The organism is Ochrobactrum sp. AP1BH01-1 (assembly GCF_018066705.1).
Classification (GTDB): Bacteria; Pseudomonadota; Alphaproteobacteria; order Rhizobiales; family Rhizobiaceae; genus Brucella.
In genome coordinates this window covers 565,084-579,701 of the sequence record NZ_JAGPOU010000001.1, presented here as the reverse complement: position 1 = coordinate 579,701, position 14,618 = coordinate 565,084, and the positions used below count along the sequence as shown (strand labels likewise).

Sequence of the window (14,618 nt, the reverse complement as noted above, 5' to 3'; positions counted from 1 at the left end):
CAACGCGTTCGCGAAGTCTTGGTTCCGGTTGACTCACAGAGCTGGATCGGCTTCGCGCAGCCTGTAGCCGACGCCTGTTTCGGTTAGGATATAATGCGGCTGATCTGGCGATTTTTCAATCTTCTGCCGTAGCTGACGAACGTAAATGCGAAGATATTGCACGTCAGCCGCCGGTCCCCATACCTGGCTCAAAATGAAATGGTGCGTCAGCACTTTCCCCGCATGCTGCACGAGCAAGCGCAGGATATCATATTCCTTTGGCGACAGCTTAATTTCTTCGCCGTTCAGTTTTACAATGCGGCGGACGAGATCGACTGTCAGGCCGTCACTCTGGAAAAGCGGTTTTTGTCCCTGCTGTTGCAGCCGATGCCGCAAAGCGACCCGAAGACGAGCAGCAAGCTCCTTCATGCCGAAAGGTTTCGGGATGTAATCATCTGCGCCTTCTTCAAGGGCGCGAACGATCCCAGCTTCATCAGTGCGGCTCGAGAGTATGAGAATGGGCAAGGTTATGCCGTTCTGTCTCCAGCGTTGGAGCATAGTATGGCCGTCGGTATCGGGAAGGCCTAAATCGAGTAGCACTATGTCAGGCTTTTCCGTTGCAATATGTTCGTCAGCTTCGCTGCCATTTGCAGCCTCTACAACGTTATAGCCTTCGGTTGTCAGTCCGACCCGCAGCAGTCTGCGGATGGCTGGTTCGTCATCGACTACTAGAATCTTGAGCTTCGGATCGTTCATGAATTCTTGTCAACTTCATCAGCGGGAACGGGCAAGGTGACCGTAAATACAGCACCGGTACCTTCATGTTGGTTACCTGCCCGGATGGAGCCTCCCATCGCTTCGATGAAACCGCGGGCGATAGGAAGACCAAGCCCGGTACCGGCCTGCACATGGTCGCCTTTACGCACACGATAGAACGTATCGAACACATGCTCCAGATCGTCAGGAGGAATCCCTGGGCCGCGGTCTGATATTTCCAGCGTTATGCTGGACGGACCCACACGGGCTTTTACCGTGATGGGCGAATTCTTCGGTGCGTATTTGGCTGCATTGTCGAACAGATTGAATAAAGCCTGCTCAAACAGGACGGCGTCAAGCTGAACCATCGGCAGATCGTTCGGAACTGCAATATTGACCTGATGGCGGGAGAGTATCTTGGCTGCCCGGTTGAGTGCGGCGCCAACAAGATCGCCAAGGAAATGAAGCGATAGATTGGGCTTCATCGCACCCGCTTCGATCCGGGTCATATCAAGAAGGTTAGCGATGAAGCGGTTCAGGCGCTCAGATTGATCCACAACGGTTGCGACAAGCTCCGAGCGGTCGGCGTCCGGCAATGAGGCGGAATAGTCGCGCAGGGTCGTGCCTGCTCCAAGAATAGCCGCCAAGGGGGTCTTCAGATCATGCGAGATCGAGGTGAGTAAAGCCGAGCGCAGCTTGTCGGCCTCAACGGCCAGTTTTGCCCGCTCCACATCGCCGACAAGCTGAACGCGTTCGATGGCAATCGCTGCCTGATCAGCCAGAGCTTCGAAGAGACGCTGTTGCTCAGGCGTGAGGATCGGTCCGGTACGATCATTATCGAGGCCGATGACGCCAGCCGAAGTTCGTGCAGTTTTCAGGGGCAGGTAGAGCCGTTTTGCGCCCGGCAGCGTATTGGCGCCGCGACCTGCCGGCAAGTCGTGCTCCCAGGTCCAATACGCGGCAGCGATATCGGCATCATCGAGAGTGTCATCCGGCGGGTAGCCGCCTCTGACTGCAATGCCATTCCCTTCGGGAAGCAGGACTACGACCCGTACCTTGAGCATTGATGCGATCTGAAATGCTGTTGCCCAGAGCACATCATCAAGTGAGCCTGTCCCCGCCAGCTTCTTACTGAACAGATATAGATCTTCCGTCATGCGTGCGCGTTGTCGCGCCGCTGCGGCCTGACGTTGGACGCGGCTTGCCAGATTGCTGGCAATAACGCTCACAAACAGGAAGAAAACCAGCGCTACGACACTTTCGGGATCGGCGATCGAAAGCGTGTAGAGTGGTGAGAGAAAAAAGAAATTATAAGCGAATGCGCTGACCACGGATGCAAAAAGCGCAGGCCAGAGGCCGAGGGTGACTGCGACACCCAAAACGCCAACAACGAATACCAGTGCTATGCTGCGCACATCCAAAAACTGATCGAGCAACAGCCCGGCAACAAGCGCTATGCCGGTCATTGCCATGCCGATGAGATAGGGCGTTACATCGGGTGTTGTCTTGTGCTGGGCGGTGTTTATCTTGCGGCTGGCGCTCCCATTTTCGTGCTCGGCACCGGCCGTTATATGGATATCAATTGCACCGGACAGACGGACAAGCTCGCGTGCGATAGAGCCTTCAATCAACTCGCGCCAACGCGACTTTATGGACTTCCCGGCGACGATCTGAGTGAAGTTGTAGGCTGAAGCGTAGCGAACAATGTCTTCGGCTACCGACTGGCCCGGAATGGTGATTGTTTCCCCGCCAAGCTGTTCGGCAAGTCTCAACGCGGTTGCGAGTCTGTCCTTCGCGTCGTCGGCAAGCCCTGCCGAACGTGCGGTTTCGATATGGATCGCCGCCCATGGAGCGCGAAGACGGTCTGCAAGCCGGCGGGCATAGCGAACCAGCGATATACTGCGGGGACTGTCATCGACGGCGACCAATATGCGATCACCAGCTGCCCATGGCCCTTCAATGGCATGAGCCCGCATGTGGCTGAGCAATTGTTCGTCTACACGTTGGGCTGTGCGACGCAGCGCCAATTCGCGCAGCGCTGTCAGGTTCCCGGGCGAAAAATAATTGCGGATCGCCCGTTTCGCTGTCTTGGGAAGGTAGATCTTGCCTTCATTGAGACGTTTGATGAGATCTCCGGGTGTGAGATCAATCAGTTCGATATCGTCGGCACGGTCGATTATGCTGTCGGGCACAGTTTCACGCACACGAATACGGGTGATCTGCGCCACAACATCATTAAGGCTTTCGACATGCTGAATATTGAGCGTTGTGTAAACGTCGATACCGCGCGCCAGAATTTCTTCAACGTCCTGGTAACGCTTGGGGTGTCTGCTGCCGGGCGCATTTGTATGTGCCAGCTCGTCCACAAGAACCAGCTGCGGCTTGCGCGCCAGTACCGCATCAATATCCATTTCTTCAAGTTGATGACCGCGATAGACCATTTGCGCGCGAGGAATGATTTCAAGCCCTGCAGTCAGGGCCTCGGTCTCCGCTCGTCCGTGCGTTTCGACAACGCCGATGATAACATCTATTCCGTCAGCCTTGCGCGCGCGGCCCGACATCAGCATTTCATAGGTTTTACCGACGCCCGGCGCAGCCCCGAGAAATATCTTCAGGCGGCCACGCGTCTCGCGTTCCGCCTGTTCAAGCAGCGCATCCGGGGAGGGTCGATTATCACCGAAACGAAGCGGGTCCGATGCCAAACAAAGCTCCTGACAGGAAGGGGCGGCAAATCATGCCGCCAGTTATTCTACTTGCTGCGGGTCCTGTCCAGAACAAGGTTCAGCTTGAGAACATTGACCACCGGTTCACCGAGGAAGCCAAGTTCACGAGCCTCAATCTGTTGTTCGACAATTCCGCGTAATGCGGCTTCATCAATCCCGCGAGCCTTTGCAACGCGGGGCACCTGATAAAAAGCTGCCTCAGGCGAAATATGCGGATCAAGACCGCTTGCGGATGTTGTCACGAGATCGATTGGTGGAGGCGTAGCCCCTTCGTCTTGCGCCAGAGCATTGGCGTCGGCTTTAACCCGCTCAATCAGCTTGGGGTTGGTCGGGCCGAGATTGGAACCGCCAGAACTGGCCGCATCATAACCGTTTTGTCCTGCGGCAGACGGGCGACCGTGAAAATAGCGATCACCGGTAAAATTCTGACCGATCAATTCGGAGCCGATGACAGAGCCATCTTTTTCGATCAGGCTGCCACCAGCCTTGGCCGGAAAGATCGCCTGGGCGATACCCGTCATGCCGAGCGGGTAGAGCAAACCCGTTATGACCGTAAGCGATACGATCATGACAAGAGCTGGACGAAGTTGTTTGAGCATCATGCTTATCCTTATGCTAGGCCAAGGGCGGTAATCGCCATATCGATGGCCTTGATACCCACGAACGGCACGACGACGCCGCCCAGTCCGTAAATCAAAAGATTGCGCGAAAGGAGCGCCCCAGCGCCGACCGGCTTATAGGTGACGCCCTTCAACGAAAGCGGGATCAAGGCCACAATAATCAAGGCGTTGAAGATGATAGCTGACAGAATGGCGCTCTGTGGTGTAGCCAGCCCCATAATGTTGAGCGCGCCAAGCTGAGGATAGAAGGCCAGAAACATCGCAGGAATAATTGCAAAGTATTTTGCGATGTCGTTCGCGATGGAGAAGGTGGTCAGTGCTCCACGCGTCATCAGCAATTGCTTGCCGATTTCGACGATTTCGATAAGTTTGGTCGGATCGCTGTCAAGATCGACCATATTGCCCGCTTCACGTGCGGCAACCGTGCCGGTATTCATGGCCACGCCGACGTCGGCCTGAGCAAGAGCAGGGGCATCGTTGGTGCCGTCGCCGCACATCGCCACAAGTTTGCCCTTCGCCTGTTCCTCGCGGATCAGCGACAGCTTGTTTTCAGGCGTTGCCTGCGCAAGAAAGTCGTCCACACCCGCTTCAGCGGCGATGGCCGCCGCAGTCATCGGGTTGTCGCCGGTAATCATGACCGTGCGGATACCCATGCGGCGAAGTTCCGCGAAGCGTTCACGGATGCCGCCTTTGACAATGTCCTTCAGGTGCACGACGCCGAGAAGAGCGCCATCTTTGGCGACAGCAAGCGGGGTACCGCCCGCCTTTGCGATAGTGTCAGCGATGGATTGCAGTTCTGATAATATTCTTTGATCAACGCGGTTGCTGTGATCCACATAAGCAAGCACCGCATCAACCGCACCTTTGCGAATGACAGAACCTTCAACGTCCACTCCGCTCATGCGGCTTTGCGCTGTGAAAGGTACAAAATGGGCGTGAAGGCTCTGCATGTCGCGCCCACGCAGACCGTATCTTTCCTTGGCAAGAACGACGATAGAGCGGCCTTCCGGTGTTTCATCGGCAAGCGAAGCCAGCTGAGCCGCGTCGGCCAGAGCTTGTTCGGATACGCCGCTGACAGGTACGAAGGCAGTCGCCTGACGGTTGCCGAGCGTAATCGTGCCGGTCTTGTCGAGAAGAAGCGTGTCGACGTCACCTGCGGCCTCAACCGCACGGCCGGACATGGCGAGCACATTGAAGCGCACAAGCCGGTCCATGCCTGCGATGCCAATCGCGGAAAGCAAAGCGCCGATCGTGGTTGGGATCAGGGTGACGAAGAGTGCAACCAGCACAGTGACGGGAATATAGCCGCCTGCATAGGTTGCAAAGCTTGGGATCGTGACAACGGCCAGAACAAATATCAGCGTCATGCCCGCAAGCAGAATATTGAGCGCTATCTCGTTCGGCGTTTTCTGACGTTCGGCGCCTTCGACAAGGCTGATCATCTTGTCGATGAAGGTTGAACCTTGCGCGGCTGTGATGCGAACCTTGATCCAGTCGGACAGAACCTGTGTTCCACCGGTAACGGCAGAGCGGTCGCCGCCGGACTCGCGGATGACCGGTGCGGATTCCCCGGTGATGGCGGCTTCGTTGACGGACGCCACACCTTCGATGACTTCGCCGTCGGAGGGAATAATGTCATTGGATTCCACCAGAACGACGTCCCCGACTTTCAGGCTGGTCCCCGGTACATTTTTCCAGCTTTGGCTTTCCGGACTATCCAAAAGTTTCGCCTGCGTTTCTGTCTTTGTCCGGCGCAGGGAATCCGCCTGTGCCTTTCCGCGTCCTTCGGCGACGGCTTCGGCAAAATTGGCGAACAAAACCGTGAACCATAGCCAAAGGACGATCTGGAACGAAAAGCCGATATTGGGATTGCCTACAGCCACGTCTTTCAGCAGAAGCAACGTCGTGAGTAGTGAAACCGCGGCAACCACGAACATGACCGGATTGCGTGCAAGGCTTCTGGGATTGAGCTTGTGGAAAGCATCGCCAATGGCGGGTAGAAGGATGCGGGCATCGAGAATGCTCGCGGATTTGGACTGGCTCATAACAGAGGCTCCAGTAAAATTACGTTTCCGTTTGGAAAGCTCAGATCAATCCGGCAAGCTGAACCGCAAGAAGAAGGGCGGTCGTTGCCAGAAGGATCGAGAGAATGCAGCTTGAAGGTTTCAGCATCAGAACATCTGCCAGTTGATCATGGCGAGGTGCTCGGCAACAGGGCCAAGCGCAAGCGCTGGAAAGAAGATCAGACCACCAACTACAAGAATGACGCCGATCAGCAGGCCAACGAAAAGCGGTCCGGTCGTAGGGAAGGTGCCAGCCGATTGCGGAGCAGCTTTCTTGGCGACAAGCGAACCGGCGATTGCCATGGCAGGAACGATCACGAGAAATCGGCCCATCAACATGGCGAGACCGATGGTGATATTGTACCAGGGCGTATTGCCGGAGAGACCGCCAAAGGCTGAACCGTTGTTGGCCGTGCCTGATGTATAGGCATAGAGTATTTCCGAGAAACCATGCGGGCCGGGGTTGGCGATGGAGGCCAGACCTGTCGGAAGAACAGAAGCGATGGCGGTGAAGCCCAGGATTGACAGTGGAAGACAGAGAACGGCCAGCATCGCCATTTTTACTTCCTTGGCTTCGATCTTCTTGCCGAGATATTCCGGAGTGCGTCCAACCATCAGCCCGGCCACGAAAATGGCGATGACGACGAAGAGGACGATGCCGTAGAACCCGGCGCCGACACCGCCGATGATGATCTCTCCCAGCATCATATTGATCATGGGGATCATTCCACCGAGAGCCATCATGCTGTCGTGCATGGCGATCACTGCCCCGCATGATGCCGCGGTTGTAACGACCGCGAAGAGGGCGGACATGGCGATACCGAAACGTGTTTCCTTGCCCTCCATATTGCCGCCATCAATTCCGAGCGCATGGATAAGGGGATTGCCCGCGGCCTCCGCCCAGTAGCAGATTGCAACGCCCGCGATGAACAATATGCCCATCGCCGCGAAAATTGCCCAACCTTGCCGTTCATTGCCGACCATTCGTCCAAAGACATTGGTAAGGGAAGCGCCAATGGCGAAGATAGCAACCATCTGGATCAGGTTGGAGATGGCATCGGGGTTTTCGAAAGGATGCGCGGAATTGGCGTTGAAGAAGCCGCCGCCATTGGTGCCAAGCATCTTGATGGCGAGTTGTGAGGCAACTGGCCCCAGCGCTATCACCTGTCTCGCTCCTTCCAGCGTCGTAGCTTCGGCGTAAGCGCCGATCGTTTGCGGTACGCCAAGGCTGACGAAAGCCAGTGTAAGGAGAATGCACAAGGGCAGGAGGATGTAGAGCGTGCACCGGGTAAGGTCGACCCAGAAATTTCCAAGCGTCTTCAATGACTTGCGAGAGAGCGCTCGAATGAGCGCTATGGCGATGGCAATGCCGGTTGCTGCCGAGACGAAGTTCTGGACCGTCAGTCCCGCCATCTGCGTCAAATAAGACATGGTACTTTCGCCGCCATAGTTCTGCCAGTTGGTATTGGTGACAAAACTTGCGGTGGTATTAAAGGCGAGATCTGCCGGTACGTTGTCCATCCCCATTGGATTGAAGGGCAAGGAGCCCTGAAATCGCTGCAGTATGTAAAGCAGCAAAAATCCGGCCAGATTAAATAGCAAGAGGGAGACAGTGTAGGTCATCCAATGCTGTTCTTCTCGTTCGCTCGTGCCTGCGAGGCGGTAAAGCCCGCGCTCGGCTGGAACCAGGATGGGTGAAAGGAAAGTCCGTTCACCGCTGAAAACCCATGTCATGTAGCCGCCAAGCGGCTTGATGAGCAAAATGATGATCCCGCAGAAAACGAGGATCTGAATCCATCCATTGAGTGTCATGATTTTTTCCGAGGCCTGCTGCCGGTTACGCGGAATCGGTCGGAGACCGGCTTAGAACCGCTCCGGTCGTACAAGCGCATAAAGGAGATAGGCGGCTATGAAGACAGCAACCAAAGCGCCGGCGATGTATTCGATCAGCATCGCCAGCCTCAAAGTTTTTCGCAGATGCGCAAATAGCCGAACAAAAGCGCGAAGAAGCCGATACCGATTGCAAGTACGGCGAAATCCATAGTCATGCCCAATTGCCCGAAAGGGCTCCCTGTTTCACACAGGGACATTATGTTGCCGCACGGCATAGGGTTTCGAGAGCAGTCCAGGGGGCAAAAAATAAAAAACTCATATATGGAATGCAGCCGGTGAGGGCCTGGATTGCTCTGTTGCGGTGAAAGCTACAGCGACGCTGCCGCGGCTGCCCGACCAGCCACTCGCCCGGAAAAGATGCAGCCGCCGAGAAATGTCCCTTCAAGGGCATTGTATCCATGGTAGCCGCCCCCGCCAAACCCGGCGGCTTCTCCTGCGGCATACAGGCCGGGCACCTTTTCGCCAGCTGAATTGAGAACCTGGGCGTCCAAGTCAGTATGCAGCCCGCCAAGTGTCTTGCGCGTCAGAATGTGAAGTTTGACAGCAATGAGCGGGCCGTTGGCAGGTGCCAGCAGAGGGTGCAACGGAACGGCGCGCGTAAGACGATCACCGATATAGGCCCTGGCATTGTGGATCGCCATTACCTGGGCATCCTTGGTATAGCGATTGATTATCTCGCGGTCCCGCGCTTCGATCTGATCGCGAATATGGTCAGGCTTGAGCAGCTTTTCTCCCGTCAAACTGTTCATCCGTGCAACGAGCTCGTCCAGCGTTCCCGCTGTAATGAAATCAGCTCCATTGTCCAGAAACGCCTTGACCGGCGGAGGCGGCGCTTTGCCGAGGCGGCTTTTAAGCAAAAGCTTCCAATCTTTGCCAGTGAGATCCGGGTTTTGCTCCGATCCGGACAGGGAGAATTCCTTGCGGATGATTTTCTCGGTCAGAATAAACCAGGAATAATCGTAGCCGGTCGAGAGAATATGCTTGAGGGTTCCAAGCGTGTCGAAACCCGGAAGATAGGGGGCGGGGAGACGATTCCCCCTGGCATCGAACCACATGGAAGACGGCCCCGGCAGGATGCGAATGCCATGGTTCGGCCAGATGGGGTTCCAGTTTCGTAGGCCTTCCGTGTAGTGCCACATACGATCAGCATTGATGACATGACCGCCCGCAGCAACCGTAATATCGATGCCGCGCCCGTCGACATGAGCCGGAACGCCCAACACCATTTCTTTCGGAGGATTGCCGAGCCTGTCGCGTGGCCAAGCTCGCCGGACCTTTTCTGGATCACCACCTATGCCGCCGGATGTAACGATTACACAGTCAGCAAGATAGGAAAATTCGCCAATGGTATCGCGTGACGAAGACTGCCCGCGTTCCACGGTTGATGGCGCCAGCACTTCTCCATAAACACCGCTGACCTGTCCACCGGTCGTTGCGATGCCGTTGACCCGATGGCGACATTTCAGGGTTATGAGCCCTTTGCTGATTGCTTTACGAAGTGAACGCTCGAAGGGCGCTACAACGGCAGGTCCGGTCCCCCAGGTTACGTGGAAACGCGGTACGGAATTGCCGTGACCATCTGCTTTCGCTCCACCGCGTTCTGCCCAGCCCACAACAGGAAACCAGCGCATCCCTAAGCTGTAAAGCCAGGAACGCATGTCTCCGGCCGCAAACGCCAGATAAGATTCCGCCCAGCGCTTTGGCCAAAGGTCTTCAGGGCGGTCGAATTGTGCCGAGCCGAACCAATCCTGCCGCGCGAGATCAATGTTGTCCTTGATACCAAGGCGACGCTGTTCGGGACTGTCGACCATAAACAGTCCACCAAGGGACCAGAATGCCTGTCCGCCAATGGAGTTTTCGCCTTCCTGCTCCAGGAGAATGACTTTACGTCCGGCCGCAGCCAGTTCGTGAGCAGCGACAAGCCCCGCTAGTCCTGCTCCAATGATAATAACATCAGCATCAGCCATCCCCGCTCCCTCTCTCCCAAAAGGCGCTTGATTAATGCATCGTGACCGAAGGGGCGGGGTGTTGCAAGCGGTGGCCGAGTATATTCAACCGAAGAAATAGGGCACGATCCAGTCGGCGATCAGCTTTAGAGAAAGGCAGAACAAGGTCAGCTGAACCAACAAGAAAAACGGGCCGTCCGGCATGATCCGAGTCAGTTTTGCGCCGACAAAGGTACCGACTATTGCGGCGGGAACCAACCAGAGACCGAGCGACGTGTCGAGATTTGAAAACTGCTGCAGCTGCCAGTAGGGAACGAGTTTAACGGCGTTGACGATGGCGAAAAGAATGGTCGAGGTACCGGCGAAGACCAGTTTCGACAGGTGCTGCGGCAATACGTACATCTGAAACGGTGGAGCTCCGGAATGAGAGACGAAGCTCGTCAGTCCGGTAAGTACACCCCAGAACGCTCCGCCAGACACGTCTGCCTTTCGTGCTTTCTTGCGATAACGTGCGCCGAACCATGCGTTGAAGCAGAAAAGGATACCAACCAGGCCGACCAGCATCCCTATGAATGTGGGCGACAGGTGCGCGCTGAACATCCATCCGATACCGACACCGAGAATTGCCGCCGGGGTAAGGATCGCAAGATTGCGGGCGGAAAAGTGATGGCGATAAAGATACAGCCCAAACATATCGCTGATGACATAGATCGGGAGCAGAAGCGCAGCCGCGGTAACGGGTGATATGACCAATGCCATCAGGGGGACCGCCAGAGTGCCGACGGAAGGCAGGCCACCTTTCGAAAGTCCGACGAGAAATGCCGCAATGACTGCGATTGCGATGAAAAGGGGCGTATGTTCAATCATATGATGAGGCAGTCAGTTTGCGGAGCCATGAAGAACAACTCCGGTCGTGCGACCGGAGTTGTTGTGCTTTGATATCAGGCGTGCGCCCATTCCCAGTAAAGCGCACGCGCCCGTTTGGTTAGCGGTCCATAGTCCAGTTTGCGATCATCGAAACCGATAATCGGCACGACTTTGCTCATGTTGCCTGAGGAGAAGATTTCATCTGCCTGACGGAAATCTTCAATTTTCAAAACGGTTTCATGGACGGTAATGCCCGCGGCACGCAACAGATTGATTACGCGCTGGCGAGTAATGCCATTGAGGAATGTGCCATTGGGAGCAGGTGTGAACACCTCGCCGCCACGGACCATGAAAACGTTCGAAGTTGCAGTTTCTGCGACATTGCCAAGAACGTCAGTTACCAGAGCATTCTGAAAGCCTTTTGCCTTGGCCTCACGCAGCATGCGCGCGTTGTTTGGATAAAGGCAGGCGGCTTTGGCATTGACCGGCATGACTTCCAGATATGGCCGGCGGAACGATGTCGTGGTGATGGTAAAACCCTTCGGCTCGACCATAGGGATTGCTTCGAGGCAGAGTGCAAAATCCGTTGACGAGGCAAGTGGCGCAACCGTGCTGGCATCACCTTCTTCGGCCCAGTACATAGGGCGAATATAGACGTCCGTCCCCGGCGCGAATTTCTTCAGGCCTTCGCGCGCCAATGTTTCGATATCATTGGTAGAAAGTGTGGGCTCCAATCCCAAAGCACGGGCTGAATCATTGGCCCGTGCACAATGGCGGTCGAGATCCGGGGTGACACCTTCAAACAGGCGTGCACCATCAAATACCAGCGAACCGAGCCACGTCGCCTGCGAAGCTGCACCGAGAATTCGTACGTCTCCTTCGCGCCATTCGCCTTTGTAATAGGTCCACATCGCCCGCTTATCGGTCATTTTCCTAGTCCTTTGACAATATTCTTCTCATGCCTCCGCCCGCGTCAGAGCGCCTTCAAACACAGATCGTTATCGGAAAATGCTCGGAGCGTTTCGATATGTTGAGACGGATCAATGTCCTAGGCACGTCTATTGGAGTGCTGGTTGTCGATCCGGTGCGGGCTGCGTGTATGGTAGGAGGAGGCAACGCCGGAAACAAGCACGAACTTGGTCACAATTCGCTTTCATGATTGTTCCATCTTGTCTTCAACGAGTGCTGGAGTTGGCTCCGACGTAACGACAGCCGGAGGACCCTCCACACCGCGTTGTCTTTCGCGAATGAAAGTGAAGAGACCCGAAATGGTAATGAGAACAATGCCGATCATCATTGGAAGATCTATATGGTCGTGAAAGACAAAATATCCAAAAAGGATCGCCCAGATCATCTGACTATATTGCGGGGAGGCGATGGCACTCGCAGGCGCGCGCTGGGCTGCGAGCATCAACAGGATATTGGCAAGCGCAGCTAGGAGGCCGTAGCCTGCTAGATAAATCCATTGCTCTGTATTGGGCGCCTCATAAGACGGGGCCATCAGAACGCCGCAAATGATAATGGGGCCGATCAACCCGCTGGTATAAAGTGATATGCGCTTCTCCTGCTTGCCCATGACGCGGAAGATGATGATGCTCATCGCTCCGCCCATACCAGCAGCAAGCGCCCCGAGATGGCCGATAGAGAGTTCCCGGAAACCGGGCCGGAGCACGATCAGAACACCGACGAAGCCGATCAGAACCGCCGACCATCGCCTCCAGCCGACCTGCTCCTTCAAAAAAAATACTGAAAGTATCGTCACGTAGGCGGGCAGGAGGAAAATGAGCGCGAAAGCTTCTGCCATGGAAAGATGTGTGAACGCGGTAACGCTGCCTATCGTTCCCATTGCAGCGGTTACGGTCCGCAATAACCACATCTGGATGTTGGTTGTGCGAAACATATCGAGCCAGACGTCATCTGCTTTCTTCGTAAAGGGAATAGCCAGGAGACCCAGTACAGCGCCAAAAAACGCGACCTCGTACGGGGATAGCGTGCCGTCGAGAAACTTGACGCAGGCGTCGCTGACAGCGAATGCCGCATAGGACGCAAACGCGAGAAAAATACCATACAACATGACGAATGTCCGAAAGAAACGGGGAGAGGGGTTCGTTCCTGTCGCTCCCTTAATCGATTAGAAGCCTATTGGCAAAAGACATTTCTGAAATTCTGTGTTTTAAGTTTATAAGCAGGCCATTGCTTGAAGAAGAAGTAAATTCGATTTTTTCAAGCTTTGGAGCTCAAGCAAAAACGCATGCCTCATTTGCAATCATATCCGTGGTGGAAATTTAGGCAAACGCCTATTTACCCATCATCCAAACGAGGAGAAAGCAAATGAACATTCGTCAGAAAGTACAGCAGTTCGTATCCCGCCGCCGCGCTATCCGTGAGCTCGGTGCAATGGACGACCATCTTCTTGCCGACATCGGTGTTTCGCGTTCGCAGATCCAGAGCGCAGTTTTCGGTAAGTAATAACTTATGGCGTGTCTTCCGAAAGATCGCACCGTAAGTGAAAATCGAATAAAATAACAAAGCGTCGGTCTCCAGTCCCGGCGCTTTTGTTTTATGTGTTTCTCATTTAAATATTTCCTTTGTCACAGGCGTTTGAATTAGGCTCATATAGTCCGTTTGGCACGCTGGACCGCTTGAATCCAGGCTTGTTCATTCTTCTCTCACATAGTGCTAATGAGACATAATCCGTACCATTTTGGGACAGATTGCAATTGCGCCAACCCCAATTTTCGGTCAGCTTGTACTAGCGGGGGCAAGCGATGAAGATACGGCCTTTCCGTTGTAGCTTCGGTTGAATGCCGGTCTTCATCGCTTCTATTTCATAGCAACGTTCTATTGCCGGTCCATGTTGTCATGCCAAGTTATTGCCAGTAAGTATTTGGAATGCAGGAGTGCACATAAATCTACCTCTTGCATCATCGGGCGGTCTCAGGCTTATCTGACCGCCCGATGATGTAGAGGAAGACTCAATATGGACATTGTCTGGCGCGGAATTCTGATCGGGATCGGCGCAACCATAGTAATGGATTTGTGGGCGCTTTTGCTGGCTGCAATGCCCGGACAGTTGCGCCCAAACTGGGGGCTGGTAGGCCGTTGGTTTTGGCATCTTCGCCGTGGACGGATTTTCCACGATGATATTTCCAGTTCTGCACCTTATAAGCATGAAGTAGCCCTTGGCTGGATCGGGCATTACGCAGTCGGCATTCTTTATGGTGTCATCTTTGCCATTTATGGTGGGGCGGAATGGTTCTCTGATCCAGTATTTTTGCCGGTTTGGATTTTCGGCATACTGACCGTATCGGCTGGATGGTTTTTATTGCAGCCGGGTCTGGGAATCGGTTGGGCGGCGTCCAAACTGCCAAATGCGCGCAATGTGCGGTTGCTCAATCTTATCGCGCATACATTTTTTGCTCTCGGCATGTATGGAACGGCTTTGCTCCTGCAAAGCTCATTCCAAACAGTCGGTTAGAACTTATCAAGCCGCTCTCGCAAATTATCTTTTTTGAATCTGTTTCAAATATTTCCCGCAAATGAGTGACTGGCGCGCGGTGAAATCTCAGTCCACACTAAATCATGTCAACAAACTGGCATTCACACGGCAGAACTGTGCTTTTGTCCGCGATGGGTGTATGGGGAACATGTCCGCCTGCAAATCTGCAGCGGCAACTAACATTATGGCAATCGCATAGGTTGCCTCAGCTCGACACATTTGCGAGGCGCAAAATGTTGCGCGTCGTAATTTGTCGCGAATTGAGGCGCTGA

At 54.7% G+C, this 14,618-nt stretch carries 12 protein-coding genes; 2 read left to right on the top strand and 10 right to left on the bottom strand.

All coding sequences use genetic code 11. From position 1 onward, the window contains the following. Positions 1 to 33: 33 nt before the first annotated feature. From J9800_RS02645 to J9800_RS02600, 10 genes are all read right to left on the bottom strand, one after another. On the bottom strand, positions 34 to 735 hold the full coding sequence (locus tag J9800_RS02645; protein ID WP_114214816.1) for a response regulator transcription factor: 702 nt from the start codon (positions 733 to 735) through the stop codon (positions 34 to 36). Next, a complete protein-coding gene (locus tag J9800_RS02640; RefSeq protein WP_210845431.1) occupies positions 732 to 3,437 on the bottom strand; it encodes a DUF4118 domain-containing protein in 2,706 nt (901 codons plus the stop codon). The genes J9800_RS02645 and J9800_RS02640 overlap by 4 nt, the downstream gene beginning before the upstream one ends. A gap of 47 nt (positions 3,438 to 3,484) precedes the next feature. Beyond that, complete coding sequence (gene kdpC, locus J9800_RS02635) at positions 3,485 to 4,057, bottom strand: potassium-transporting ATPase subunit KdpC (protein WP_114214819.1); 573 nt, start codon at positions 4,055 to 4,057, stop codon at positions 3,485 to 3,487. Positions 4,058 to 4,068: 11 nt separating this feature from the next. Next, the gene (gene kdpB, locus J9800_RS02630) at positions 4,069 to 6,123 is read right to left on the bottom strand and encodes a potassium-transporting ATPase subunit KdpB (protein WP_114214820.1); all 2,055 of its coding nucleotides are present in this window, start codon (positions 6,121 to 6,123) and stop codon (positions 4,069 to 4,071) included. 126 nt (positions 6,124 to 6,249) lie between these two features. Further along, on the bottom strand, positions 6,250 to 7,953 hold the full coding sequence (gene kdpA / locus J9800_RS02625) for a potassium-transporting ATPase subunit KdpA (protein WP_114214821.1): 1,704 nt from the start codon (positions 7,951 to 7,953) through the stop codon (positions 6,250 to 6,252). Between the two features lie 51 nt (positions 7,954 to 8,004). Then, positions 8,005 to 8,094 (bottom strand): K(+)-transporting ATPase subunit F, encoded by a 90-nt coding sequence (gene kdpF, locus J9800_RS02620; RefSeq protein WP_112587439.1) that lies wholly within the window; start codon positions 8,092 to 8,094, stop codon positions 8,005 to 8,007. A gap of 248 nt (positions 8,095 to 8,342) precedes the next feature. After that, the gene (locus J9800_RS02615; protein ID WP_114214822.1) at positions 8,343 to 10,001 is read right to left on the bottom strand and encodes an FAD-binding dehydrogenase; all 1,659 of its coding nucleotides are present in this window, start codon (positions 9,999 to 10,001) and stop codon (positions 8,343 to 8,345) included. An 84-nt stretch (positions 10,002 to 10,085) separates the two neighbouring features. Next, positions 10,086 to 10,847 (bottom strand): sulfite exporter TauE/SafE family protein, encoded by a 762-nt coding sequence (locus tag J9800_RS02610; protein WP_114214823.1) that lies wholly within the window; start codon positions 10,845 to 10,847, stop codon positions 10,086 to 10,088. A 74-nt stretch (positions 10,848 to 10,921) separates the two neighbouring features. After that, positions 10,922 to 11,776, bottom strand: coding sequence for a branched-chain amino acid aminotransferase (locus J9800_RS02605; protein WP_114214824.1), 855 nt, complete (start codon positions 11,774 to 11,776; stop codon positions 10,922 to 10,924). A 224-nt stretch (positions 11,777 to 12,000) separates the two neighbouring features. Further along, positions 12,001 to 12,921 (bottom strand): DMT family transporter, encoded by a 921-nt coding sequence (locus J9800_RS02600; RefSeq protein ID WP_114214825.1) that lies wholly within the window; start codon positions 12,919 to 12,921, stop codon positions 12,001 to 12,003. A gap of 257 nt (positions 12,922 to 13,178) precedes the next feature. Between J9800_RS02600 and J9800_RS02595 the strand changes: the two genes are divergently transcribed. After that, positions 13,179 to 13,316 carry a DUF1127 domain-containing protein gene (locus J9800_RS02595; RefSeq protein ID WP_006471330.1) on the top strand — a complete coding sequence of 46 codons (138 nt, stop codon included), beginning with the start codon at positions 13,179 to 13,181 and terminating at the stop codon, positions 13,314 to 13,316. 511 nt (positions 13,317 to 13,827) lie between these two features. After that, positions 13,828 to 14,325 (top strand): DUF2938 domain-containing protein, encoded by a 498-nt coding sequence (locus J9800_RS02590; RefSeq protein WP_112587449.1) that lies wholly within the window; start codon positions 13,828 to 13,830, stop codon positions 14,323 to 14,325. Positions 14,326 to 14,618 lie beyond the last annotated feature (293 nt).

Coding starts and splice junctions, on each gene's coding strand:
- kdpC (WP_114214819.1), bottom strand. CDS start 4,057: ATGCTCAAACAACTTCGTCCAGCTCTTGTCATGATCGTATCGCTTACG.
- J9800_RS02610 (WP_114214823.1), bottom strand. CDS start 10,847: ATGATTGAACATACGCCCCTTTTCATCGCAATCGCAGTCATTGCGGCA.
- J9800_RS02615 (WP_114214822.1), bottom strand. CDS start 10,001: ATGGCTGATGCTGATGTTATTATCATTGGAGCAGGACTAGCGGGGCTT.
- J9800_RS02590 (WP_112587449.1), top strand. CDS start 13,828: ATGGACATTGTCTGGCGCGGAATTCTGATCGGGATCGGCGCAACCATA.
- J9800_RS02595 (WP_006471330.1), top strand. CDS start 13,179: ATGAACATTCGTCAGAAAGTACAGCAGTTCGTATCCCGCCGCCGCGCT.
- J9800_RS02600 (WP_114214825.1), bottom strand. CDS start 12,921: ATGTTGTATGGTATTTTTCTCGCGTTTGCGTCCTATGCGGCATTCGCT.
- kdpF (WP_112587439.1), bottom strand. CDS start 8,094: ATGCTGATCGAATACATCGCCGGCGCTTTGGTTGCTGTCTTCATAGCC.
- J9800_RS02605 (WP_114214824.1), bottom strand. CDS start 11,776: ATGACCGATAAGCGGGCGATGTGGACCTATTACAAAGGCGAATGGCGC.
- kdpB (WP_114214820.1), bottom strand. CDS start 6,123: ATGAGCCAGTCCAAATCCGCGAGCATTCTCGATGCCCGCATCCTTCTA.
- J9800_RS02645 (WP_114214816.1), bottom strand. CDS start 735: ATGAACGATCCGAAGCTCAAGATTCTAGTAGTCGATGACGAACCAGCC.
- kdpA (WP_114214821.1), bottom strand. CDS start 7,953: ATGACACTCAATGGATGGATTCAGATCCTCGTTTTCTGCGGGATCATC.